Genomic DNA, 23120 nt, shown 5'->3' on the forward strand with positions numbered 1-23120 from the left:
GATCAGCTAGCCCTTCATGGCACCGGAGAGGGCGAATGAATTTCCCATGCCACGCGATACCAGCGCGTAAAGCACCAAGACGGGGACGGAATACAGGATGGAGAACGCGGCCAGCTGGCCGTACGCAATCGCCCCGTGCTGACCGAAGAAGCTGAAGATGGACACGGCGGCTGGTTGCTTTCCGGTGGACAGCAACAGGATGAAAGGGACGAAGAAGTTCCCCCATGCCTGGATGAAAACGAAGATGAACACCACTCCCAGCCCCTGCCGCATCAGGGGTAAGACGATGCTCCGGAGCGTCGCCAACGTCGAGGCCCCGTCCACCCATGCCGCTTCCTCCAACTCCAGCGGGACCGAATCCATGAAGTTCTTGGTCATCCAAATCGCCATGGGCAAAGTAGTGGTGGCCATGAAGAAAATCGTCGCCGCCATGGAATCCAGAAACTGCAGCTGAACAAACAAGCCGTAGACAGGCACCATGATGGCAGTCACCGGCAACGACGTCCCAAAAAGGACCGTGTACATGAAGGGCTTGTTGAACCGCGACTGATACCTGGACAACGGGTACGCGGCGAGCACCGCAGCAAGGACATTGACCACAGCAGTGCCCGCCGACAACAGGAAACTGTTGGCCAAGGGCTGAAACAACAGCTCAGGAGTCATCACAGCACGGAAATTCTCAGTGGACGGCGCCGCCGGAACCTTGGTCTGGTAACCGGCTTGGGGATCAACAGAGGCCAACAGCAACCACAGCAGGGGCGCAACAAAGCACACCCCGATCACCGCAAGGGCGATGTCCGCACCCAGCCTCGCCGTCGACCTGGAGCTGCCACCCGTCGTCGAGCTTTCAGTCCTGAACCGCGCTCGCAGTCCACTGCCGATCATGACTTTTGCTCCCGCAATAGCCGCACGTACACAGCACCGAACACCATTCCCAGAAGAATCAGTACTGAGGCCACAGCGGTGCCGTAGCCGATGTCTCCAAACTTGAAGGCCTCCTGGTAAGCCAACACGGGCAACGTGGTGCTGGCGTTAGCGGGACCGCCTGCGGTCATCACCCAGATCAGGGTGAACACCGCCAACGTCTGAAGCGTGATCAACATCAGGTTGGTGGCTATGCTGCTCCGGATCAGCGGCAGCGTGATAAAGGCGAGCCGTTGCCAGCCGCGCGCTCCATCCATGAGTGCCGCCTCTGTGACATCCCGGGGAACATCAGCCAACGCCGCCCGGTAGACCAACATAGAGAAGGCAGTTCCGCGCCACGTGTTCGCCAGGACGATTGCCACCAAAGGAAACGAGTACAACCAATCCGGCCCCGCGCTACCAAAGGCACCCAGTACTTGGTTGAGCGTCCCATCCCGGTTGAAGTAGGCGTAGGCGGCAAATGCCGCCACAATCTCCGGCAGCACCCAGGCCGCCACCACCGCGGTCCCTACCCACGATGCCACCGCCCGGCGCGAACGCGTCATCAGCAGGGCAATGAGCAAGCCCAACACATTCTGGCCCAACACGGCGGACGCAGCGACGAACACCACCGTGAGCCACGCGGCCAAAGGGAAGGAATCGTCGCTGAACATCCGGACATAATTGTCCGCACCCACCCACTGAGGATCCCTCGCCGCTTTCCCCGACAACGCAGCGTCCGTGAACGACGCGTAAAAGGACCACGCCACAGGAGCCATCAGGAACACCAGGAGCAGAAGAACGGACGGAACTACCGGGAGCAGCCGCAGGAAGCGGCGAATTCTCATTTCTCCAGGACCTTGTCCTCACCTACCAGCTTGCGGACGGTGGCATCGTATTCAGCCGCTGCGTCCTCAGGACTCTGCTTGCCGGTGATGACGGACTCAGTGGCTACCTGGACAGCCGTGGAAATCCTGGGGTAGTCGGCGGTCGCGGGCCGGTAATGCGTCACCTTCACCAAGTCTGAAACGTCCTTCACGAACGGGTTGGCCGCCAAGTACTCAGGCTCGGAGGCCACATCCGTCCGCACGGCGATCTGGGAATTGTTGATGTCGTAGGCAAGCGCATTCTTTTTGTTCAGTGCCGTGGTGAGGAAGCTGAAGGCCAGCTCAGGGTTCCTGCTCTTTGCCCCCACAGCCAGTGTCCAGCCGCCGGACATGCTCACGCCGCCGGGATCCTGTCCCTTCTGCGTGGGGAACATCGCAACGCCCATGTCCTGCTCATAGCCGGCCCACTCGTAAGCGCCGCCTTTCTGCCAGAACGACGGCGTATAGGAACCCTCCACGGTTGCCCCAAGTTTGCCTTGCGGGAACCACTCGCCAAAAACCTTTTTCCAGACGTTGGCGTCCAGGGCTTCGGCAGGACTCACGGCGAGCTTCTCGTCATAGAGGGTTTTCAGAAACGTCAAAGAGTCGGTGAAACCCTGGGAACCCACCACCCACTTCTTTGCGTCCACGTCATACAAGCTGCTGTCAGTGCCGTAAAGCAACTCATAAAAGCCCTGCATGACAGTACCCTCGCCGGTCCCCTTGCCTGCATACATGTTGAAGGGGATGACGTCAGGACTCGCGGCCTTCATGGCGCGGGCAGCCGTCAGGATCTCATCCCAGGATTTCGGCTGCCACGGTACCTGAATCCCAGCTTTCTGCAGGACAGTCTTGTTGTACCAAATGGCCCGGGTATCGGTGCCCAGCGGAACTGCGTAAATACCGCCGTCGTCCGCGCGGCCGGCCTCCTTGGCCGCTTCGCTGAACGCCGCCCAGTCATCCCACTTCTCCAGGTAACCGTCCAATTTGAGGAGGTAACCGGCGTCGACGTCGGAACGAACCTTGAAGGTGTCCTCATAGAAGACGTCCGGTGCCGTGTCACCTGACCGCTGAGCCAGAGCCAGTTTGGTCCCGTAGTCGTCGTCGTTGGCCTGGATGGGTTGGAGGTCCACTGTCACGCCGGTATTGGACGCCTCGAACTCTTTTTTGGCGTCCTGCATGACCGCATCCAAAGCCGTGAACGAATCGGTCTTCTGATAAACGATCTTCAGGCTCTTGCTCTCCGCAGCCTCAGGCGTAGGCGAACAGGACGTCGCTGCCGCAAGGACGGCAGCGACGGACACGAGAGTGACAGCAAACTTTACCGGCGCATACTTCAGCGGCATTTGCATCACTGGCGTTTTAATCACTGGCACTTTAATCACTGGGCGGCGCATGTTGCTCCATTCAGTCGAACGTGGCTTCAGCCCCCATGCTTCACCGCGACACGCCTGCGACGTGGCCGAGCCTTGTGGATATTCAGTTGTCCTGCTTGGAACTACCCTTCCAGCAGGAGCCTTTGCGCCCTGGGTGCCAGCATGTGCTCCAAAACCAAGCAGGCGGCACCAATGGCTCCAACGTCTTCACCTACACCGGAACCCACAACTTCGAGATCGTGGATCATGCGGGCTGCGTTGTTTTTGTCCAGCAATTGAGGAACGCGTTCCATGAAGTACGGTGACATGCGCCCCCAGAACGGACCCCCGAAGACGACGCGCTCCACGTCCAAGGTGTTGGTCACTATGGAAACAGCACGCGCCACCAAGGTTGCGGACTTGTCCAGGATTGCAATGGCCCTGACGTCACCAGCATCTGCTGCATCACACAACTGGGCATAGCGCTCCTGGACTTCGGGGCCGTCCGCCCCTGACCGGTGACCGTCGAGCACCCCAGCGGCTTCGGCCTCCGCCACCAGCACCTGCGGAATGCAGGAAGACTTCACGCAGCCACGCAATCCACAATCACACTGCGGACCGCCAGGGTCCACCACGATGTGGCCGATTTCGCCGGCGTTGCCCGAAGTGCCGCGCACTACTTCGTCGTTGAGGACAATGCCGCAACCAATGCCGGTTCCCATGTACATGAACACGAAGCTGCCGGCACCACTGGCGCCGCCAGCCCATGTTTCCGCAACAGCGGCACTCGTCACATCCTTGTCCACCAACGTTTCCATACCTGTGGCCTCGGCCAGGGCCTCCCTGATGCGCACACGGTTCCAGCGCGTCAGGAGTGGCGGCTCCACCACAGAACCTTCGTCGAGGTCGATCGGGCCGGGGACCGCGACGCCCAGTCCAGCGATCTTGGAGGCATCGATGCCGGATTCCTCGATGAGGACATTGATCTGTTCAGCGATGCTGGTGATCACGTCGGCCGGGTCGCCGCCGGGGGTGGCCATCCGGGAATGCTTCACGACGTCACCCAGCAAGTCCAGAACTACAAAGGTGATGACAGCCGGGTCCAGGTGAACGCCCACAGCGTACATGCCTGCCGGGTTCAGCCGCAGGATAGTCCTGGGCTTGCCCGGCCCTGAACCTTCCTTGCCGGCCTCCACGATCAACGCCTGGTCCAGGAGACGCCTGGAAATATTTGAAATCGTCTGCGGGGAAAGTCCCACGATCTGAGCCAACTCAACGCGGCTGAGTCCACCAGATGAGCGGCGGATCGCCTCCAGAATGACGGTCAAATTGAAGTCCCCCATGCGGGGAAGGTTGGTTCCGCGCCTCGGTGTCGGCTGCCGGATCTCAGTCACTGATGCCCCTCGTCATTGGGATGAACTTCGTCGAAGTTGGTCGTTGTCTGAATCGTACGATACCGCCGCCGTTACGGGTATGAGCACACGCTGACACCGGCATCAGGGGTTGGTAACGATGCCGCTGAATCCATGAATTCCAGGCTCAGTGGCGCGGCTTAGGACTTTCGGCTGCGGGTTACCGTGAATTTTGGATTGCGGCCTTCCTCCACCGTCGGCCCGATGTGCCGTTCAAGGGCGGCCCGGTACTGCAAGTGGCTGTTGTAGACAGTCCACAGCTCTCCACCGGGGGCCAGAACCCGGGCGGCAGCCTGAAACATCTTCAGCGCAGCGCCGGTGTGAACACTGGCGCCCAGGTGGAACGGCGGGTTCAGAAGGATGAGGTCGACACTGCCGGATTCAAGGGTGGACATTGCGTCATCGTGGACCACTGCCAGCCGCTCCCCCAGACCGTTTGCAGCTGCCGTGGCCTTGGCAGAAGCAACTGCCGCCGCCGACTGGTCGGTGGCGAGCACGCGGGCATCCGGGTGGCGAAGCGCATACATGGTGGCGAGAATGCCGGTACCGCACCCCAGGTCCACAGCCTGCCGGGCGGAAGGCATACGGTCCATGAACGTCAGCAAATACCGCGTACCAATATCCAGGCGGGCGCCGGAAAAAGCAGCACCATGCGCACACACGGTAATCCCCAGTTCAGGCAGGGCCTCCACCACCGGAAAGGGGCGTTCACCCAGGGTTGTTTTGGGATCCCGTGCCACCAGGATCCGGGATTTACGGCGGGCAAGTTGCGGTTGGACGGATGAGAAGTACCGTTCCAGGACCGCGTTCATGCCAAGGGACATGTGCTTGACGCGACCTCCGGCGAGCAGGACTGCATGCGGGGCGGCAAATCTGGCAACGGCGTCGGCGATTTCCTCCAACTCAGCCAGCGACTTAGGCAACTGCAAAAGCACCACGCCGGCGTCGTGCAGCAACTCCCGGTCCAGTTCGTGCTCAGTGAAGCGACCCTCCACACCGGCTGCTGCGGCATTGCGTTTCAGCGCAAGCCTTCCAGTGAAAAGGTCCTGATTCACGCGTACATGCCCGACGCCGAGCCCAACCAAAGCGCCCAAGGTCAGGGCGCCGTAGCGGTCTCCAAGGACAACCACCTTGGAATCAGGGCCCAGCAGATCTACAGCCGCCTCCAGCAGAAGACTGTCTGTGGCATCAAAGGCCTGCAGATTGTCCGCCTCGACGTCAGGAAGCCTGCTCAACCCCTTCAAGAGCGCTTCAACATCCATTGCCGTCACGGTGCGGTTCTCGCTTTCATGCTTAATTGTCTCGACTTTAGGCTGCCTTGGGAGGAACCTAGTGCTTGCACGACGCAAACACCCGCCATGCCCTCGGACTCCGACGGCGGCAGGCATAGGTCACGGCGGCCCTTGGAGCCAGGCACCGGGATCCACCTGTTTTTGGGCTCCCATCCCCCTGTGAGAAGCCATGAGTGTCAATGTTGTCACGAACCTGGAAGTAAAGTCCCACAACTCTCCCGACGAAACGAGGCGCCCCGATAAGACGGTGCTGGACCTCGTCACCGTGGGGGAATACACAATCGGCCGAATGACCTTTGCACCAGGCTGGACTTGGGCCGACTGCATCAAACCTGTAGTTGGAACCGACTCCTGTGAGTTGAGCCACGTCGGATTCTGCGTTTCCGGCAATTTGGAAGTGGAAACCAACGACGGCGGCAAGATCAACATTTCAGCCGGTGATTCCTACAGCATTCCGCCGGGGCACAACGCCCACGTGGTGGGTGACCAACCGTTCCAAGGCGTCGAGTTTGTCAGCGGAGCTGACTTCGCCCGCCCCAGCGAATAGTCCCGGTTGCTCAAGAACGACATGAAAAAGACCCCGCTCAATGAGCGGGGTCTTTCAACCGAAGTGGGACTGTTCTCCTGGCATGCAAACGAACTGCGTACGGCCCACCGGCACCTTTCGACAGATCGCTCGCAGTCTCGGCCGCAGGCGATCCAAGGCAGCACGCGCAAGATGCAGCCACGACTATCGGCCGAGAAAGTCGGCCAGAGCGACAGCTTATGAAGCAGGGAAGACGGTCTACGAGCTCGCCGCCGAGTACGGCTGTCATCGCGTGACGATTAGCGGTGCCCTGAAGCGGCAAGGCGTCGCCCTCCGACGCACTTCGCCGACCGCTGAACAGATCGACGAGATGGTTCGCCTCTATGAATCTGGGCCGTCGCTAGCAAGGATCGGTGAGCAGTTCGCCATGAACGCCAGCACCGTGCTCGCCCAGTGCGCACGGCGCCAACGGCGGTGAGGACGGTCCAGAAGTCCCAGGTCAGCGATCGGGGCAGGGCATTGACCAGAACGAGCACGATAAGCCACAAGACCTGCACCGCAACCCTCAGCCGCATTCGCATTCGGCTCATGGCTACTCGTCACCTCTAGAACTCAGCCCGAAGAACCGCTCAAAGAACGCTCCGAGTTTCTGGATCACGCGTTGCTTCTTCTCGCCGTGGCCGCCGTCGGCGGAGAAGCGTGAGACGGGTGGCAGCACCTTGGTGATCGCGGTGCCGCTGGTGCGGATCTGGCCGTCGCGGAACGCGGTCTCGACGAAGGCGTGTGTCTCGTCGGGTCGGAGGTTCTCGTCGGCGATGATCGTCTCGAGTTCAGCCTCGCGCTTGGCGGTGATGAACGCGCGCCATTCCTGATCGATCTCACCATCGGCAGAGAGGGAGTCGACGAAGTCTTCGACGAGGTCCTTCTTGTTTCGCAGTGTCGGGCTGGCGTCGATCGCGCGGGAGATCTCAGCGCGGATCTCTTTGTCGTCGCCGTCTCCTCGTTCGTCGCGGTACTTCTGGACGAGCATGAGGATGTAGTCGACGTTGATCTCGACCTGCTTGATCAGCTCGATCTCGAAGACGATGTCCTCGTTGATCCGCTCCTTATCTGCATCCTTGTCTTTGCGGAACTCCGCATACAAGTCGAGATAGACGCTGCGGTAGTCCTGGCTCTGTCGCTCCGTGAGGATCTCGTTGCCGACGAAGTCGTCAAAGGAGGTGAGGATATTTTGCAGGCGCAGGATCGCGCCGAACAGTTGAATGAACTGCTTCTGTGCTGATTCCCCGACGATCGGTTTGCCGAGCGGGAAAGCACTCAAAAGCTCCGCGGTCTTCTCCGCGTAGTCGTTGTAGTACTCGGCGTAGGGCTTCAGGAGCACGACACCGCGCGCATCCTTGTTCCCGAACAGTGCGATGGCATCGTTGGTCTGCCCTTCAAGGTCGCGGAAGCTGACGATGTTGCCGTACGTCTTCACCGAGTTCAGGATGCGGTTCGTGCGCGAGTACGCCTGAATCAGCCCGTGGGCACGCAGGTTCTTGTCGACGAACAGCGTATTGAGAGTCGTGGCATCGAAGCCGGTGAGGAACATGTTCACGACGATGACCAGATCGAGATCCCGGTTCTTCAACCGCTGCGAGAGGTCTTTGTAGTAGTTCTGGAACCGGTCGGCGCTCGTGTCGTAGCTGGTGCCGAAGATGTCGTTGTAGTCCTGGATAGCGTCCTCAAGGAAGCTCCGGGCGTCGGTCGACAGAGCGTCGGTGTCGAATGCCTCGTCATCAAGGATGCCGTCATCGGTGGCGTAGTTCGCGCCATAGGAATAGATGAGGCCGATCTTCAACCGGCGATCCGGTGGCAGCTGTTCTTGCTGCATCTGGAAGTGGTTGTAGTAGCGGCGAGCGGCATCGATCGAGGCGGTCGCGAAGATCGCGTTGAAACCACGCACCCGCTTCCGCTCTCGTACGGCCTCCGCCTGCCGCCGTGTGCGTGTGGACTCGGCCACGTTCGTGACGACGGAGTGCTCAAACATCGACGAGCGTTTCGTCTTCTGATCAAAATGCTCCAGCGTGTACGAAACAATCTGGCTGATTCGTTCCGTGGCAAGCAGCGCCTTCTCGGTATCGATCGCAGAGACCTGCTTGTCGATGACGGTGCCGACCTTGACCGTGTTGACGTAGTCGATCCGGAAGGGGAGCACGTTCTTGTCGGTGATCGCATCCACGATCGTGTACGTGTGCAGCTTCTCCCCGAACGCCTGCTCCGTGGTCTTCAGCTGCGGGTTCCCGCCACTGCCGGAGTTAGCGGAGAAAATCGGGGTGCCGGTGAACCCGAATAGGTTGTACCGCTTGAACGCCTTCGTGATCGCCGTGTGCATGTCACCGAACTGCGAACGGTGGCACTCATCGAAGATGATCACGACGTGCCCGTCGTAGATCGGGTGACCCTTGTTCGCCCCGATGAACGTCGATAGCTTCTGGATCGTCGTGATGATAATCCGCGCACCCGGATTCTCGAGCTGCTTCTTCAGCACGGCCGTCGAAGTGTTGGAGTTCGCCGCACCTTTCTCGAACCGGTCGTACTCACGCATCGTCTGGTAGTCGAGATCCTTGCGGTCTACAACAAACAGCACCTTGTCTACGCTCGGAAGCTTCGACGCGAGCTGCGCTGCCTTGAACGAGGTCAGTGTCTTGCCCGACCCGGTCGTGTGCCACACATACCCACCCGCAGCCACCGTGCCGAGCTGCTTGTAGTTTGTCGATATGTTGACCCGCTGCAGTATCCGCTCGGTAGCCACGATCTGGTAGGGCCGCATCACCAACAGCAACCGGTCGGCCGTGAGCACGCAGTACTTCGTCAGGATGTTCAACAACGCATGCTTCGCGAAGAACGTCTTCGCAAACGCTGGCAGATCCTGAATCGGCTTGTTCTGCGCATCCGCCCACCACGACGTGAACTCGAAACTGTTCGACGTCTTCCGCACCCGCTTCGACCCAGCGGCCTCGCTGAGGTGCTGGCGACGAGCGGTGTTCGAGTAGTACTTCGTCAACGTGCCATTCGAGATCACGAACAGCTGCACGTACTCGAACAGTCCAGACCCCGCCCAGAAACTGTCCCGCTGATACCGGTCGATCTGGTTGAACGCCTCACGAATATCAACGCCACGGCGCTTCAGCTCAACGTGCACCATCGGCAACCCGTTGACCAGCACCGTCACGTCGTAGCGATTCGATCGGGCAGAGCCGCCATCGCCCTGGCCAATCTCGTACTGGTTGATCACCTGCAAGCGATTGTTGTGAATGTTCTGCTTGTCGATCAGCAGGATGTTCTTAATCGAACCGTCGTCACGCTTCAGCAGCTGAACATGATCCTCCTGGACCCGCACCGTCTTCTCCACGATGCCATCGTTCGCGCTAGCAATTCGCTCCGAGAAGAACTGGCCCCACTCCGCATCTGAGAAGATAACTCCATTCAGTGCTTCGAGCTGAGTGCGGAGGTTTGCAACGAGCTGCGCCTCCGACGTGATGGGCAAGTACTCATACGCTTGCGACTCAAGCAGCCTGATCAACTCACGCTCAAGTTCCGCCTCGGACTGATACGAGCCAGCGACCGCCGCGTCAGGGATGTACTCAGCAACAACCGTGCTCTCAGACGAGACAGCGATCGGATCGTACGTCCGCGGAGTCAGGTCGCTCACGACGCAGCCTCCCACCTGAACGCTTTTAGGAACTCCTGAAACTCACTCTTTAGAGCGTCTTTGTATTCTTCGGCCACCTCGGAACTGTCCAGATCTGAGAAACGATCATGGCTATACAGATTGAGGACCTTCGTCAACAGGACCGCATCAGGTCCGGTCAGCAGGTCGCCCCAACCTCCCGGGTGCCCGAGGAAGTTGGCCGTTTTCTCGAGAAGAGCTCGGAACTGATTGAAGTGACCTCGCTCAATCGCATTCGCAGAGATTGCCGATTGAAGATCTTCAACGATCCCCAGGTGGTAACTGAAAGGAGAGTCATTCGATTGCTTCTTCAGTGACCATCCCGCAACTAGTTCATGCTTAAGAACGTACGCTTGGTTCTTTTTTCGACGTAGCGAGTTGAACAGAACGTTGAAGAAGAGGGCGTGGTGGGTTGCGATGACGAATCTCAGGCGCAGTTCCGATGCTCGCTTTATAAGCTCCGCCAAAGCGAGCGCCACTGACACGATGCGCACATCGTCCATGGATGACACCGGGTCGTCTATGACCGCAAGCGTTAGCTGGTCATAGTCAGATGTTGAACGCAGATCAGGGCTATCACAAAGCGTCTCAATTGCTTCGCTCAAAACAGAATAATAGACACTCCAAACAAATATACTCTCCTCGGCTCTCGATATCTTGATACCGTCGGTCGAACTGTCATCACCCTTGTGTATGCCAAAGCTAATCTCGCCGCTCTCGAAGTCAAGCCTTGGTTCAATTCTGCCGCTCGTGAAGGCTTGGAAACTATCGATGATCGCACTGTCAAGACCTTGCGTCACGATAGTTTCCAGTAGCTCTGACTCCAGATTCATCTTGAGCACGACTCGCTGGTTATCCCAGGTGAATACGTCCTCAACAAAGGAGTTATAGAGGACTACGCCCTCCGGATCACGCTCCTTAAGGTGCTGAGCCAGCCGAGTCTTACCGATTGTGTTCGGGGCATAAATGAGGGCGCTACGCGAATCGGCAAGGCTCTGTAACACCTCGTCCGCCAAGCTCGCCATTGTTTCATGGTGGCTCGTCATCTAATCGGCCTCCCTGAAGCTCAGCAGCTTGTCGCGGTAGTACTCGTACTGCTTACGACGCGCGGTAAGCTCAGCAGGGAGACCAACACTGAGATCATTGACGAGCGCATCAAATTGATCAAGGATTCTGGCAACCCGCTGCTGCTCTTCAAGTGGCGGAAGTGCAATTCGGATCTTTGAGAAGTCGCTCTTGTTGATGATGGGCATTGTTCCACCAGCCCGCTCTCCCTGCGCACGAATCTCGTCACGCATTGAGGTGAGAACGTGGAACACGAAATCTGTAGCGATTCCGGAGTTGGGAGTAAGAGAGTTAATCTGCTGGTTTGTTGCACACGCATTTGCGTTAAGAACTGTCTTGCCCATATCGGCACCGATACAGGTAACCAGCAATGAACCTTCAGGAACGATAGCTTTCGAAAGTGCTTCTGCACCCGAAATCGAAAGTTGACGTGCAGGGCTATGAATCCGTTTCATCCCGTTCTTGATGTCGGACGGAGTAACGAAATCAAGGTGGTCCCCCCACGCGGAAGAGTCGGAGGACTTGGGTGTTCGCCCGGTTACGATTCGACCAAGCTCACCTAGCTCAACTAGCCGACCAAGCGCTGCTGCGTCAGCGAGCAACTCTGTTCGGTAGTGCTCGTACTGGCGTCGTCGGGCTTCCAGCTCCGCTTCCAGCTCCGCTTCCAGCTGAGTGAACTGATCCAACACTCGCACGATCTCTCGCTGCACCTCTAGAGGCGGCACGGGGATTCGCAATGAATTCAGGACGGTCTGCGTTTGGCTCGGGACCCCACCCGCCTGGTTCATCTCACCGAGCTTCATCGTGAGCAACTGGTGGTACACAAACTTCGGCTCAATTTGAGAGGTATCGATCTCGGTTCGGAAAATCGTATCAACCACCCAGAACGGCCCCTCGACATAGAATATGTTGCCAAGAGAGCCCTTACGGGGAATGAGCACGGACGGCCCTTCGGCTGCAGCAGCGTCGACGTAGCGCATGATCCCGCCACTTCCATAGACAGGGATATCACCGTCCCCAAGCGACTTATGGTCCTTGCCATTCTTGATACGCAGCACTTCGCCCAGTGTTTTTGACTCCACACCCTCCGGCGCAAGCTCTGCGATCAGATCGTCAATGCTGCTCACCTCGTACCCTCCAGGTCAGCAACGATCTCGTCGATGGAGGTTCGGAGTTCCTGCTGGCGGGCGACGATGTGCGCGATCTCAGCGTTGAGTACCGTGATGTCGACGACCTCGCGGGTGTCTTCTTGCTCGACGTAGGAGGACACGGCGATGTTGTAGTCATTGGCCGCGATGCGTTCGTTCGACACAAGCGTCGCGACGTGATCAACGCTCTCTCGGGTAATGAAGGTGTCGAGGACGTGCTGTCGGTGGGTGTCGGTGAGCTTGTTTTTGTTGCCAACACGTGTGAACTCGGCAGATGCGTCAATAAAGAGCACGGAGTTGTCGGTTTTCGACATCTTGAGCACGATGATGCAGGTCGCAATCGTGGTGCCGAAGAACAGGTCCGGTGGGAGCTGGATCACGGCATCAACGAAGTTGTTGTCGATGAGGTACTGCCGGATCTTGCGTTCCGCGCCACCTCTGTAGAGCACGCCAGGGAACTCGACGATCGCCGCCGTGCCATTGACGGCGAGCCAGCTCAGGATGTGCATTGTGAAGGCAAGGTCGGCCTTCGATTTCGGTGCGAGCACACCGGCTGGAGCGAATCGTGGATCGTTGATCAGCAGTGGGTTCGCGTCACCGTCCCACTTGATCGAGTAGGGCGGGTTAGAGACGATCGCTTCGAACGGTTCGTCGTCCCAGTGGGCGGGATCGGTGAGGGTGTCGCCGTGGGCTAGGTTGAACTTTTCGTAGTTCACGTCGTGCAGGAACATGTTGATGCGAGCGAGGTTGTACGTGGTCAGGTTGATCTCCTGGCCAAAGTAGCCCTGACGCACGCCACCTTTGCCGAGTACCTTCTCGAACTTCAGCAGCAACGAACCAGAGCCGACCGCCGGGTCGTAGACCTTGTTCACCTGAGTCTTGCCAACCACGGTGATGCGAGCGAGAAGCTCGGAGACCTCCTGCGGCGTGTAATACTCACCACCGGACTTACCGGCACTTGAGGCATACATCTGCATGAGGTACTCGTAAGCATCACCGAACAGGTCGATCGAATTATCCTCGAAGTTTCCCAGCGGCAGGTCACCGATCGCGTCGAGCAGCTTCACAAGCTTCTCGTTGCGCTTAGCTACCGTACCTCCAAGCTTCGAGCTGTTTACATCAAGATCATCAAACAGACCCTTGAGATCATCCTCGGCATCGGTGCCAATCGCGGAGCCTTCAATGTTCTTAAACACCCGGGCGAGGGTTTCGTTGAGGTTCGCGTCGTTGGCTGCCTGCGTGCGGACGTTCTGAAACAGCTCGGATGGCAGGATGTAGAAACCCTTTTCCTCCACGGTTTCCTTGCGTCCGAACTCTGCCTGGGAGTCCCCGAGCCGGGCGTAGTCGAAGTTTTTCTCGCCTGCTTCGTGTTCGCTCTTATTGATGTAGGCGGTGAGGTTTTCGGAGATGAACCGGTAAAACAGCATGCCAAGCACGTAGGACTTAAAGTCCCAGCCGTCAACGGATCCGCGAAGGTCGTTCGCGATGCGCCAGATCGTTTTGTGCAGTTCGGCGCGCTGTCCTTCTTTGGTGGTCGGTGCCATGTGGTTCGTCTCCTGCGCCGAGGCGCGTCTTTAGTTTTTGGGTGCGGGATAATCTCAACCTAGCGGCAGGCACAGACATCAGTCGGTTGCCACGCGCGGCATGAGTAGGAACATGGATGCAGCCGGGAGCATGTGTCGCGTCAACCGGGCGCTGCGATCTATCAGTGATTATCTCATGTTCGACGGTTTTCGAGAAAACCTCGCCACCCCAGAGTCCGCCGTGAACGTGGCGTAGGGTGAGGGTCGCGGTGCCGCGGGAATTGAGCTGGACGCGACTGCACTCGTTGGCGGCGTGTAGCCGGGCGAAGGGGCTTGCTCCCTCGAACTTCCAGATACTGGCGGGGAGCTCGCCGATAAATCCGACGCGGGTGGTGAAAAGTAGCGCCCGTTGATGCAGCGCCCGGCTGCCAAGAATCATCCGTTCTGGCTCGTGGCCGTCCTCGGGTGGGATGATGCGGAATCGCTCCATCCAGATCGAGCAAGCCGAAAACCTCATTCAGGATCTCTACGACCGCATCAGTCTCGCACCCGACTCCCGCCGTGAGCTCGAAACAGTCCTCCGGCACGGGCTGAAGCAACTTCGCACCGCCACGACCCGCAGTCTCAACACCATCAATGCCGACCTTACCGAGGCCGACGAGCTCATTACAATCGCGCTCGACATTGCCCAGCACGCAGGCACCACTTACCGTCAAGCCCCCGAACATATCCGACGCATGTTCAACCAGCTCCTCTTCGAAAAACTCCTCGTCACAACCGACAACGACGGCAGCCGGCAGATTGATGCGACCTACAAGGCACCATTCGAAATCGTCTACGGCCCAGACAGCCGAGCGCTTGTCCACGAGGCACGACGCAGTTAGCGCGCCACCATCCCAGTCAGTACGGGGCAAACGAAAGAGCCCGCCGAAGCCGGCGGGCTCTTCCAGGACATACTGTCCGATAATCTCATTGCTCTTGTCGAGGGTCCGAGTAAGAGCATCATGGTGGAGCTGAGGGGACTCGAACCCCTGACCCCCTGCATGCCATGCAGGTGCGCTACCAGCTGCGCCACAGCCCCGGATGTTACTGGAAAACCATTGCCTGCACGCGGGTTTGATTTCTCTTCCCGTCGAAGCAACTCGTCAATACTAACCACAATCATGTGAGAAGCGAAATCGTCGGAACATGAGCTGCGTCACCCCGCCCGGCTGCCCTGCTGGCGACAGACGCGGCCGAGGTGCGACGGATTCCTCCACCGCACCTCCCCCCAAACCAGCTGCGCCGGGGTCGCCACTGATGCGCCGCGACTCCCCCTGAAGTCTAGAATCTCTTTGAATTAAAACCAAACCGTTCAGTCGGTTTAACACACTGCACCCTCCACGGCCACCGATGATAGCGTTGTGGAGTCTCGACGGGCGGCCCCACCCTCCGTCTCCTGACCCACCTGAGAGGCCACCCACTCCCGATGCAACAACGTGCGAAAGACACCCGGCTTTCCGTCATCGAAGGAGCTGCCCGGGTATTCGCCGAGATCGGCTACGGGAATGCCAGCCTGACCGACATCACCAAGCGTGCAGGGGTGACGAAGGGTGCGCTCTACTTCCACTTCACCTCAAAGCGGGAGCTGGCGTTAGCAGTGATCGAGGAGCAGCACGCAATCGTCCTGGCAGCGGGGTCTGCCATAGTAGCTTCAGACGCACCCGCCCTGGACAGGCTCATAGGACTTTGCAGGATGTTCGGCCAACAGCTCCTGGACGAACCCGTGGTCCAGGGAGGCATACGGCTCACTTTTGAAGCCTCCGCCTTCGACGCCGACGTCTCAGGCCCCTACCAGGACTGGATCAATACAGCAGAGCAACTGCTGCGGCAGGCAGCCACGGACGGCTTCGTCCGTGCCGACCTGGACGCCGCAGCTTTCGCGAGATACCTGGTTGCGGCCTTCACCGGAGTTCAGATGGTTTCCGAGGTCCTTACATCACGTGAAGACGTCCTGCTAAGGATCGAACAGATGTGGGACTTCATGCTGCCTGCGTTGCGCCCCACGACGAGCAGCTAGCCAGAGTCCCGCGGAGAGACACTCCGGCATGAAAAAGGCCCTGCCCTCTCCATGGGATTCATGAAGAAGACAGGACCTCGTTGGTGGAGCTGAGGGGACTCGAACCCCTGACCCCCTGCATGCCATGCAGGTGCGCTACCAGCTGCGCCACAGCCCCATATTCTTGCTGCTTCGCGTTCAGCTTTTCGGCTACCCGCGCCGAAGCAACTCAAATATCTTAGAACAGCATTTCCGAAAATTCCAAATCGGACATACTTCTGCTGGATGCTGTTCCTAGTGCTCTGAATCCTCCACGGAAACAGCCTTGGCAGAAGCGTCATCGCCCAGTTCGAGGTCCACCACAGGGCAATCCTTCCAGAGCCGCTCCAGGGCGTAGAACACGCGATCCTCCGAGTGCTGGACATGGATCACGATGTCCGCGTAGTCCAAGAGGACCCAGCGGCCTTCCGAGCGGCCCTCGCGGCGCACAGGACGAAGGTCCTGCTTCATCAGTTCTTCCTCAATACCGTCAACAATGGCGTTGACCTGACGTTCGGTGGGAGCCGATGCAATCAGGAAGACGTCAGTGAGCGCCAAACGCTCGCTGACGTCCAAGGCGACAATGTCCTCGGCAAGCTTCTCTGCCGCAGCACGCGCGGCGTGACGGGCGAGGGTAATGGATTGTTCATGTGCAGACACGGGGTACTCCTTGTTGTGGCCAGTGGCCTGTGTTTGGCGTAAGCCATTTGTACAGCGATATTTAGTGTTCAGCGGAATTAGCCGCTGGTGATCATCATGATGCCGACGACGAGGGCCACGATGCCCAACGCCAGGACGCCGAACTGCAGCAACCTGTTACGTTGCGCGCGGGCCAGGCCCGCAGTGTTGGCGTCCAAAGGGTCAAGGCCATACGCTGCGCTGGCGGAAACCGGTGGGCGCTGCGCTTCTCCGGACGCCTCCGCCGCAGGCTCAGGACGTTTCCGGGCAGACTTCGCTACCGCTTCTGCACGGGCAAGAACGCCCGCCCTGCCTCGTGGGCCCGACTTTTTCGCCTGAGCTTGCCCCGCACCAACTTCAGGCCCGGCTGACGTAACCAGCGGGACAAACGTCGTGCTGGGGCGCTTCATGACGGGACGTTCAATCCCCGGCATCTTGACGAACTCCAACGGAGTCACCATCGCGAGGTTGTTAGCGGTGGACGGACCGGCATCTGCCGCCGGCGACTTGCCGTTCCCTCCCGAAGCCGGAGCGTTCTTACCGGAATCCGATGAGCTCTTTCCAGAATCTGCCTGGGTCTTCTCAGCAAGCTTCTGTTTGGCAGCAGCACGTTTGTTAAGGACTGCCGCACGTTCCGCAAGGGCAATCTGCTGAGCCAGAACTTCAGGATCCACAGCCAAGGGATCCTGCTCGGCTATATGTTCCAGCTTGGCCGTCTGATTTTCCACCTGGGCGGCGATCAATTGCCGAACTGCAAGAGCCTGCTCCACAGACATCTCGGACTCCGCTGGGGCAATGCTGCTGCCAGCGCGATCCGTGGCGGGAAAAGGAGCACCGGCAGACTTCTCAGCGGACGGCTTGTTGGCTGCCTCAGGCTTTGAAGACTTTTTGGCTGCCTCCGACAGAGCCGTGTCCTTTGCAGACGTGTCCTTTGCAGGCGCGTCCTCGGCAGAGCTGGGCGCGGGACCTGTAGCCACGGGCCCGGGAACAATGGGGTTCATGGAGGTAGCGACTTCGGCCTGAAGTTGCTGGAGCCGCAACTGGCGACGCGTGGGGGGTCCCCCGCCGGAGAGCTGCTCCTCTTTGTCGGCCAGTTCCTTGATGGTGCGCAGAGCTGCACGATCGCGGGCGCGGATTTGGGAGGACCGTTCCTGAGCTGCCGGTCCCACGGCGTCCACGGGAACATCGGCGGCACGGCGATTGCGGCCGTTGGGACGCTCGCTGTGAGGAAGGTTCTCTGCTTCCGCAGCCGCGGGGGTGTCCAAGGGCTGTGCCTCGGGGTGCTCTTCCCGGGCACGCCGAAGCTCACGCCTGCTGCGGATGGGTCGCTGGTCCTGGCTGCTCATTCAAAACTCATTCAGTACGTGCTTGGTCGTCTGATCCGGACAGTGCGGGTGTCAGATCCGCTGCATTCTCGGGCGCCGCGTACAGTCCATACTTCGCGATGTACTGCACCACTCCGTCTGGTACCAGGTACCAGACGGGATTTCCAGCGCCCACGCGGGTCCTGCAATCCGTGGAGGAGATCGCCATGGCCGGAACTTCCAACAGGCTGACGTCATCCCGGCCCATGTCGTGCAATTCATGCCCGGGACGGGTGACGCCGACGAAGTGGGCCAATGACCACAACTCGTCAACGTCTTTCCACGAAAGGATCTGAGCCAAAGCATCTGCGCCCGTGATGAAGAAAAGGTCGGCGTCGGGACGCTCGGCACGGAGATCGCGAAGGGTGTCAATGGTAAAGGTCGGCCCCGGACGATCAACATCCACCCGGCTTACTGTGAACCTGGGGTTCGACGCTGTGGCGATGACCGTCATCAGGTAGCGGTGCTCAGGCCTGCTGACAAGCTTGTGTGACTTCTGCCATGGCTGGCCCGTGGGAACGAAGACCACTTCATCCAGGCCGAACTTTGCTGCCACTTCACTGGCAGCAACAAGGTGGCCGTGATGGATGGGATCAAACGTTCCACCCATCACGCCCAGCCGGAGCCTGCGCCCCGCCTCCCCGCGCGGTGTTGCGGCGATAATGTTAGTGGCCTTGGCCGTGGGTGTGCTTGTTCGGGTGCTGGCGGTGCGGATCGGCGTGCTCTTCCACAGCCTCGTGGCGGTTGCCCAAGTTGGTGTAGGAAAGGGTAACGAACAAGAGAACCAGCATCAGGGCGAACATCACGACGCCAAAGACCCACGGCTCGGCCCACAGCGGAGCGAGTTCCTCGTGGCCGCCTTCAGTTTGGGCGGCAATGGACGTGGCGATCTGCTGAAACAGCATCTTCTCCCCTAGTTGGTTCTCAAAGGATTTTCGACGGCGGGACTCCCCACCGTTCCGGACTTCTGTTCTATGTTACCGCGTTGCTAGGCGCGGATCTGGCCCTCACCCTGGACGATCCACTTGGTGGTGGTCAACTCCGTGAGGCCCATGGGACCCCTGGCGTGCAGTTTTTGGGTGGAAATGCCCACTTCGGCTCCGAGCCCAAGCTCACCGCCATCAGTGAACCGGGTGGAGGCATTGACGATCACAGCCGCTGAATCTATGTCCGCTATGAACTTCTCGGCGTTGGCCAGGTTGTTCGTGAGGATTGCTTCCGTGTGGCCGGTGGTCCAGGTGCGGATGTGGTTGACTGCCTCGTCCAGGCTGTCCACCATGGCAACGGCGAGATCGAGGTCCATGTATTCGGTGGCCCAGTCGTCATCGTCGGCGGGAACGGTCTCAATGTCCCTGCCCAAGGAAGCGGCGATCCTCTCATCCACGTGAAGTGTGACACCGGCGGAACGCAGTGCTTTGGCAACGGCAGGCAGCACCGTGGAGCCGGAATGCACCAGCAGGGTTTCCACGGTATTGCAGACGCTGGGACGCTGCGTCTTTGCATTGAGGAGAATCTCCACAGCCATTTCTTCGTTCGCTGACTCGTCGATGAAGATATGGACGTTGCCTTCGCCGGTTTCAATGACGGGAACGGCCGAGTTGGTGACCACAGTCTGGATGAGATCACGCCCGCCACGGGGAATGAGGACGTCCACCCGACCACGGGCGCGCATCAGCACATTGGCCCCTTCGCGGCCGTACTGGTCCACTGTCTGCACCGCGTCGGCGGGCAGGCCCACAGAATCCAAGGCTTCGCGAAGGATCCGGACCAGTGCCTCGTTGGTGTTGGCCGCGGCGGAACCTCCACGAAGGATTACTGCATTTCCGCTCTTCAGTGCCAAGCCGGCAATATCCACCGTGACGTTAGGGCGGGCCTCATAAATGGCGGCTACAACACCCATGGGGACGTTCACCTGGCGCAAACGCAGTCCGTTGGGAAGTGTCTGGCCCCGGACCACATTGCCCACGGGATCGGGCAGTCCGGCCAGGTTTTCCAGGGCAGCCACCAAGCCGTCAATGCGGGCAGGGGTCAAGGTCAAACGGTCCAGAAGTGCCGCTGACGTTCCGTTGGCGCGGCCCAGGGCCACGTCTTTGGAGTTGGCGTCCAGCACATGCTTCCGGTTCTCCACCAAGGCAGTTCCGATGGCACGCAGCGCACGATCCTTCCATGCACGGTTGGCCTGTCCCATGCGTCGGGCGGCCTTACGGGAGCGGTCGGCGATGGCGTGGACGGCAGCTTGGACATCTTCTGGTGACAACGGCACGCCACCTGCCGCAGGGTTCTCCGGCGTCTGGCCGGGAGTACCGGAAACGTCGGAGATCACAGGGGCGTCAGGGGTCAGAGCTTCAGTCATGCTCCAAGTTTAGATGAGCGTGACGCCCTCAGGAGCACCAGATCGTCAACATGAACAACTTCGCGGTCATAGCCACGGCCCATGGCCTGGCCGAGTTCCTGGGTTGTACGTCCCAACATGCGCGGGAGTTCTTCCGAAGAGTAGTTCACCAGGCCGCGTGCCAGCACCGTCCCGTCGTGGGCAATCATCTCCACGGGATCCCCGGCTTCAAAGTCACCACTGATCTCTGTTATGCCTGCAGGAAGAAGCGATCTGTGCCTGTCGCGCACGGCTTTCACCGCGCCGTCGTCGAGCATCAACCGTCCGTGAACCGTGGCCAGGTGCGCCAGCCACAGGAGGCGGACGGGCTTGCGGTTGCCGTTCACGGCGAACCAGGTTCCCACGTCCTCTCCCGCCAGGGCCGATGCAGCATTGGCCGTGGACGTGACAAGCGCATGGATGCCCGAACCGGCAGCAATGGAGGCTGCTTCCACTTTGGTCATCATGCCGCCGGTTCCTACGCCGGCCTTACCCGCCTTGCCAATGGTCACGTCCTCGAGGTCCTGCGGACCACGGACCAGCGGAATCCGTTGGGCGCCCTGGGCGGGAGGTCCGTCGTACAGGGCGTCGACGTCGGAAAGGAGCACCAGCGCATCAGCGCGAACCAAGTGCGCCACCAAGGCTGCCAGACGATCGTTGTCTCCGAAGCGGATTTCATGCGTGGCCACGGTGTCGTTCTCATTGACTACCGGCACCACGCCGAGGTTCAACAACCTGTCCAATGCCCGGAAGGCATTCGTGTGTTGCGTTCGGCGCATGAGGTCATCGGCCGTCAACAGAACCTGGCTCACTGTTACACCGTGAGCATTGAAGGCCTGCGTGTACCGTGCCATCAGGAGCCCTTGCCCAACACTCGCAGCAGCCTGCTGCGTGGCGAGGTCCTTGGGCCGTTTGGCCAGGCCCAGGGGCGCAAGACCCGCGGCGATGGCACCTGAGGAAACCAGGATGATCTCAGTACCTGCGTTGCGCTTTTCGGCGAGGGCATTGACCAGCCCGGTGAGGGACTTTTCGGAGATGCCTCCCTTGATGCTGGTCAGCGAGGATGACCCCACTTTGACAACAATCCGCTTGGCGGTGGCAAGGGCCTGGCGTTCCAGGCCGTCAGCTGTGTCCGGAGCGTCGACGGTCCTAGTCGTCATCACCGGAATCCAGGTGGCTTTCCTTCACTGCCTGGGCACGGCGGCCACTGACAGACTCAGTCCAAATACCTGCCTTGCGCTCAGCCTCAAGCTCGGCCCTAGCAGCAGCTTTGGCGTCACGGCGTTCGATCTGCTCATCGCGCTTCTGTGAACGCGTGGGACGGTCGCCGATATCCGCAACGCGGATGTCGGTACCGCGGGGCGTTGCAAGGAGTTCGGCGCCGGCCATCATGGTGGGCTCCCAATCGAACACCACGCCGTCGTCTTCACCAATGACCACGGTGTCGCCGGGCTTGGCACCAACCTTGAAGAGCTCAGTTTCAACGCCAAGCTTTGCAAGACGGTCGGCAAGGTAGCCAATGGCTTCCTCGTTGGTGAAGTCGGTCTGCTTGACCCAGCGCACGGGCTTCTCGCCCAAGACGCGGAACAGCGGCTCGAGGTTCTTCTCCTCGCGGCGGATCTTGAAGCCGGACTCGTTGACAGCGCGCGGACGCAGAACAGGAGGAGCCACCTTGGGCGGGGCTGTCTGAACGGCATCACGTGCTGCCTTGACGATTTCGGCCATGGCGAAGCCGAGCTGGCGCAAACCTTCGTGGCTTGTTGCCGATACTTCGAAAACACGGTAACCGCGGGCTTCGAGGTCCGGGCGGACAAACTCGGCCATGTCCTTGCCGTCGGGAAGATCCACCTTGTTGAGAACCACCAGCTTGGGACGCTCGTTAAGGGGCACCACTTCACCGTCAACGCCGGCGTAGCTCATGTCCACCGCGTACTTCTCAAGTTCGGCCTCAATGATGGCGAGGTCGGAGAGAGGATCGCGGTCTGATTCAAGGGTTCCGCAATCGAGGACGTGCACCAGTGCGGCACACCGCTCCACGTGGCGCAGGAAGTTATGGCCCAGGCCCTTACCCTCGCTGGCACCTTCAATCAGGCCGGGAACATCAGCAATAGTGAAGCGGACCTCGCCTGCCTGCACCACGCCAAGGTTGGGAACGAGAGTAGTGAAGGGGTAGTCGGCAATCTTGGGCCGGGCAGCAGACATGGCTGCAATCAGGCTCGACTTACCGGCGGAGGGGAAGCCAACCAGGGCGATATCTGCGATGGACTTCAGTTCCAGGACGACGTCACTGGATTCACCTTCGATGCCCAGCAGCGCAAATCCCGGGGCCCGGCGCTTTTGCGATGACAGCGACGCGTTGCCCAGGCCGCCCTGGCCTCCGGCGGCTGCAATGTACTCAGTGCCCTCGCCAACGAGGTCAGCCAGGACTTCGCCGTCCTTGGTCTTGACCACCGTGCCGTCGGGCACAGGAAGAATCAGGGTTTCACCGTTTTTGCCGCCACGCCAGTCACCCATGCCGGGGCCGCCGTTGGTGGCGTGGCGGTGGGGGGCGTGGTGGTAATCGAGCAAAGTTGTGGTCTGGGCAGACACCCGGAGAATGACGTCGCCGCCATTGCCACCGTTGCCACCGTCAGGGCCACCGAGCGGCTTGAACTTTTCCCGCTTGACAGAGACACAGCCGTGGCCGCCGGTTCCGCCGGATACGTGCAGGACTACCCGGTCTACAAAGCTCGCCACGTGGATCTCCTCAGTTGCTGTCTTACAGCGTTTGTTGCTGTTGCCAGCTGTTGCAAAAACCAGTGCGCTAAAGCGCCCTAGTCGATTGTAAT

At 59.7% G+C, this 23120-nt stretch carries 19 protein-coding genes and 2 tRNA genes; 3 read left to right on the forward strand and 18 right to left on the reverse strand.

Going from position 1 to position 23120, the window contains the following annotated elements:
* Window positions 1-6: 6 nt before the first annotated feature.
* The 5 genes from CQ020_RS17375 to CQ020_RS17395 form a co-directional block, all read right to left on the reverse strand.
* The gene (locus CQ020_RS17375) at window positions 7-885 is read right to left on the reverse strand and encodes a carbohydrate ABC transporter permease (RefSeq protein ID WP_105692994.1); all 879 of its coding nucleotides are present in this window, start codon (window positions 883-885) and stop codon (window positions 7-9) included.
* A complete protein-coding gene (locus CQ020_RS17380; protein ID WP_105692995.1) occupies window positions 882-1751 on the reverse strand; it encodes a carbohydrate ABC transporter permease in 870 nt (289 codons plus the stop codon). The genes CQ020_RS17375 and CQ020_RS17380 overlap by 4 nt, the downstream gene beginning before the upstream one ends.
* A complete protein-coding gene (locus CQ020_RS17385) occupies window positions 1748-3115 on the reverse strand; it encodes an extracellular solute-binding protein (RefSeq protein WP_181151938.1) in 1368 nt (455 codons plus the stop codon). The genes CQ020_RS17380 and CQ020_RS17385 overlap by 4 nt, the downstream gene beginning before the upstream one ends.
* A 152-nt stretch (window positions 3116-3267) precedes the next feature.
* Window positions 3268-4518 (reverse strand): ROK family protein, encoded by a 1251-nt coding sequence (locus CQ020_RS17390; RefSeq protein WP_105692996.1) that lies wholly within the window; start codon window positions 4516-4518, stop codon window positions 3268-3270.
* A gap of 158 nt (window positions 4519-4676) precedes the next feature.
* The gene (locus CQ020_RS17395) at window positions 4677-5798 is read right to left on the reverse strand and encodes a methyltransferase (protein WP_258142035.1); all 1122 of its coding nucleotides are present in this window, start codon (window positions 5796-5798) and stop codon (window positions 4677-4679) included.
* A 199-nt stretch (window positions 5799-5997) separates the two neighbouring features.
* Here CQ020_RS17395 and CQ020_RS17400 point away from each other — a divergent pair, with 199 nt between their 5' ends.
* Entirely contained in the window at window positions 5998-6375 is a 378-nt protein-coding gene (locus CQ020_RS17400) for a cupin domain-containing protein (RefSeq protein WP_105692998.1), read from the forward strand.
* 571 nt (window positions 6376-6946) lie between these two features.
* Here the strand turns inward: CQ020_RS17400 and CQ020_RS17410 are convergent.
* From CQ020_RS17410 to CQ020_RS17425, 4 genes are read right to left on the reverse strand one after another with little or no spacing between them, the layout of a single operon-like run.
* A complete protein-coding gene (locus CQ020_RS17410) occupies window positions 6947-10048 on the reverse strand; it encodes a type I restriction endonuclease subunit R (protein ID WP_105693000.1) in 3102 nt (1033 codons plus the stop codon).
* Entirely contained in the window at window positions 10045-11112 is a 1068-nt protein-coding gene (locus CQ020_RS17415; protein ID WP_105714887.1) for an anticodon nuclease, read from the reverse strand. The genes CQ020_RS17410 and CQ020_RS17415 overlap by 4 nt, the downstream gene beginning before the upstream one ends.
* A complete protein-coding gene (locus CQ020_RS17420) occupies window positions 11113-12258 on the reverse strand; it encodes a restriction endonuclease subunit S (protein WP_105693002.1) in 1146 nt (381 codons plus the stop codon).
* Window positions 12255-13823, reverse strand: a complete 1569-nt coding sequence (locus CQ020_RS17425; protein WP_105693003.1) for a type I restriction-modification system subunit M — start codon at window positions 13821-13823, stop codon at window positions 12255-12257. Before CQ020_RS17425 ends, CQ020_RS17420 begins: the two co-directional genes overlap by 4 nt.
* Window positions 13824-14272: 449 nt before the next feature.
* Between CQ020_RS17425 and CQ020_RS17430 the strand changes: the two genes are divergently transcribed.
* Window positions 14273-14686 carry a hypothetical protein gene (locus CQ020_RS17430; protein ID WP_105693004.1) on the forward strand — a complete coding sequence of 138 codons (414 nt, stop codon included), beginning with the start codon at window positions 14273-14275 and terminating at the stop codon, window positions 14684-14686.
* A gap of 121 nt (window positions 14687-14807) precedes the next feature.
* Here the strand turns inward: CQ020_RS17430 and CQ020_RS17435 are convergent.
* A tRNA-Ala gene (locus CQ020_RS17435) sits at window positions 14808-14883 on the reverse strand.
* Window positions 14884-15270: 387 nt separating this feature from the next.
* Here CQ020_RS17435 and CQ020_RS17440 point away from each other — a divergent pair.
* Window positions 15271-15861: a ScbR family autoregulator-binding transcription factor gene (locus CQ020_RS17440; RefSeq protein ID WP_105693005.1), complete on the forward strand. Its 591-nt coding sequence runs from the start codon at window positions 15271-15273 to the stop codon at window positions 15859-15861.
* An 81-nt stretch (window positions 15862-15942) separates the two neighbouring features.
* On the opposite strand, the gene CQ020_RS17445 is transcribed toward CQ020_RS17440, so the two are convergent.
* The 8 genes from CQ020_RS17445 to obgE all read right to left on the reverse strand — a co-directional run bounded on the left by CQ020_RS17445 (window position 15943) and on the right by obgE (window position 23028).
* Window positions 15943-16018 (reverse strand) — tRNA-Ala (locus CQ020_RS17445).
* Between the two features lie 116 nt (window positions 16019-16134).
* A complete protein-coding gene (gene rsfS / locus CQ020_RS17450) occupies window positions 16135-16539 on the reverse strand; it encodes a ribosome silencing factor (RefSeq protein ID WP_024816897.1) in 405 nt (134 codons plus the stop codon).
* A gap of 77 nt (window positions 16540-16616) precedes the next feature.
* A complete protein-coding gene (locus CQ020_RS17455; protein WP_105693006.1) occupies window positions 16617-17903 on the reverse strand; it encodes a hypothetical protein in 1287 nt (428 codons plus the stop codon).
* Between the two features lie 7 nt (window positions 17904-17910).
* Window positions 17911-18582, reverse strand: a complete 672-nt coding sequence (gene nadD / locus CQ020_RS17460; protein WP_374955191.1) for a nicotinate-nucleotide adenylyltransferase — start codon at window positions 18580-18582, stop codon at window positions 17911-17913.
* 4 nt (window positions 18583-18586) lie between these two features.
* Window positions 18587-18826, reverse strand: a complete 240-nt coding sequence (locus CQ020_RS17465; RefSeq protein ID WP_017200576.1) for a hypothetical protein — start codon at window positions 18824-18826, stop codon at window positions 18587-18589.
* 83 nt (window positions 18827-18909) lie between these two features.
* The gene (locus tag CQ020_RS17470; RefSeq protein WP_105693008.1) at window positions 18910-20274 is read right to left on the reverse strand and encodes a glutamate-5-semialdehyde dehydrogenase; all 1365 of its coding nucleotides are present in this window, start codon (window positions 20272-20274) and stop codon (window positions 18910-18912) included.
* Window positions 20271-21452: a glutamate 5-kinase gene (proB, locus tag CQ020_RS17475; RefSeq protein ID WP_105693009.1), complete on the reverse strand. Its 1182-nt coding sequence runs from the start codon at window positions 21450-21452 to the stop codon at window positions 20271-20273. Before proB ends, CQ020_RS17470 begins: the two co-directional genes overlap by 4 nt.
* Window positions 21442-23028 carry a GTPase ObgE gene (gene obgE / locus CQ020_RS17480; protein WP_105693010.1) on the reverse strand — a complete coding sequence of 529 codons (1587 nt, stop codon included), beginning with the start codon at window positions 23026-23028 and terminating at the stop codon, window positions 21442-21444. The genes proB and obgE overlap by 11 nt, the downstream gene beginning before the upstream one ends.
* Between the last annotated feature and the right edge of the window lie 92 nt (window positions 23029-23120).

Source organism: Arthrobacter sp. MYb23, assembly GCF_002979775.1.
Taxonomy (GTDB): Bacteria; Actinomycetota; Actinomycetes; order Actinomycetales; family Micrococcaceae; genus Arthrobacter.

Bases quoted from the DNA above. Each gene is read 5' to 3' on its own strand.
- CQ020_RS17455 (WP_105693006.1), bottom strand. From the start codon at position 17,903: ATGAGCAGCCAGGACCAGCGACCCATCCGCAGCAGGCGTGAGCTTCGG.
- CQ020_RS17375 (WP_105692994.1), bottom strand. From the start codon at position 885: ATGATCGGCAGTGGACTGCGAGCGCGGTTCAGGACTGAAAGCTCGACG.
- CQ020_RS17415 (WP_105714887.1), bottom strand. From the start codon at position 11,112: ATGACGAGCCACCATGAAACAATGGCGAGCTTGGCGGACGAGGTGTTA.
- CQ020_RS17400 (WP_105692998.1), top strand. From the start codon at position 5,998: ATGAGTGTCAATGTTGTCACGAACCTGGAAGTAAAGTCCCACAACTCT.
- CQ020_RS17380 (WP_105692995.1), bottom strand. From the start codon at position 1,751: ATGAGAATTCGCCGCTTCCTGCGGCTGCTCCCGGTAGTTCCGTCCGTT.
- CQ020_RS17385 (WP_181151938.1), bottom strand. From the start codon at position 3,115: ATGCCGCTGAAGTATGCGCCGGTAAAGTTTGCTGTCACTCTCGTGTCC.
- CQ020_RS17440 (WP_105693005.1), top strand. From the start codon at position 15,271: ATGCAACAACGTGCGAAAGACACCCGGCTTTCCGTCATCGAAGGAGCT.
- CQ020_RS17425 (WP_105693003.1), bottom strand. From the start codon at position 13,823: ATGGCACCGACCACCAAAGAAGGACAGCGCGCCGAACTGCACAAAACG.
- CQ020_RS17395 (WP_258142035.1), bottom strand. From the start codon at position 5,798: ATGGATGTTGAAGCGCTCTTGAAGGGGTTGAGCAGGCTTCCTGACGTC.
- CQ020_RS17470 (WP_105693008.1), bottom strand. From the start codon at position 20,274: ATGACTGAAGCTCTGACCCCTGACGCCCCTGTGATCTCCGACGTTTCC.
- CQ020_RS17430 (WP_105693004.1), top strand. From the start codon at position 14,273: ATGATGCGGAATCGCTCCATCCAGATCGAGCAAGCCGAAAACCTCATT.
- proB (WP_105693009.1), bottom strand. From the start codon at position 21,452: ATGACGACTAGGACCGTCGACGCTCCGGACACAGCTGACGGCCTGGAA.
- CQ020_RS17465 (WP_017200576.1), bottom strand. From the start codon at position 18,826: ATGCTGTTTCAGCAGATCGCCACGTCCATTGCCGCCCAAACTGAAGGC.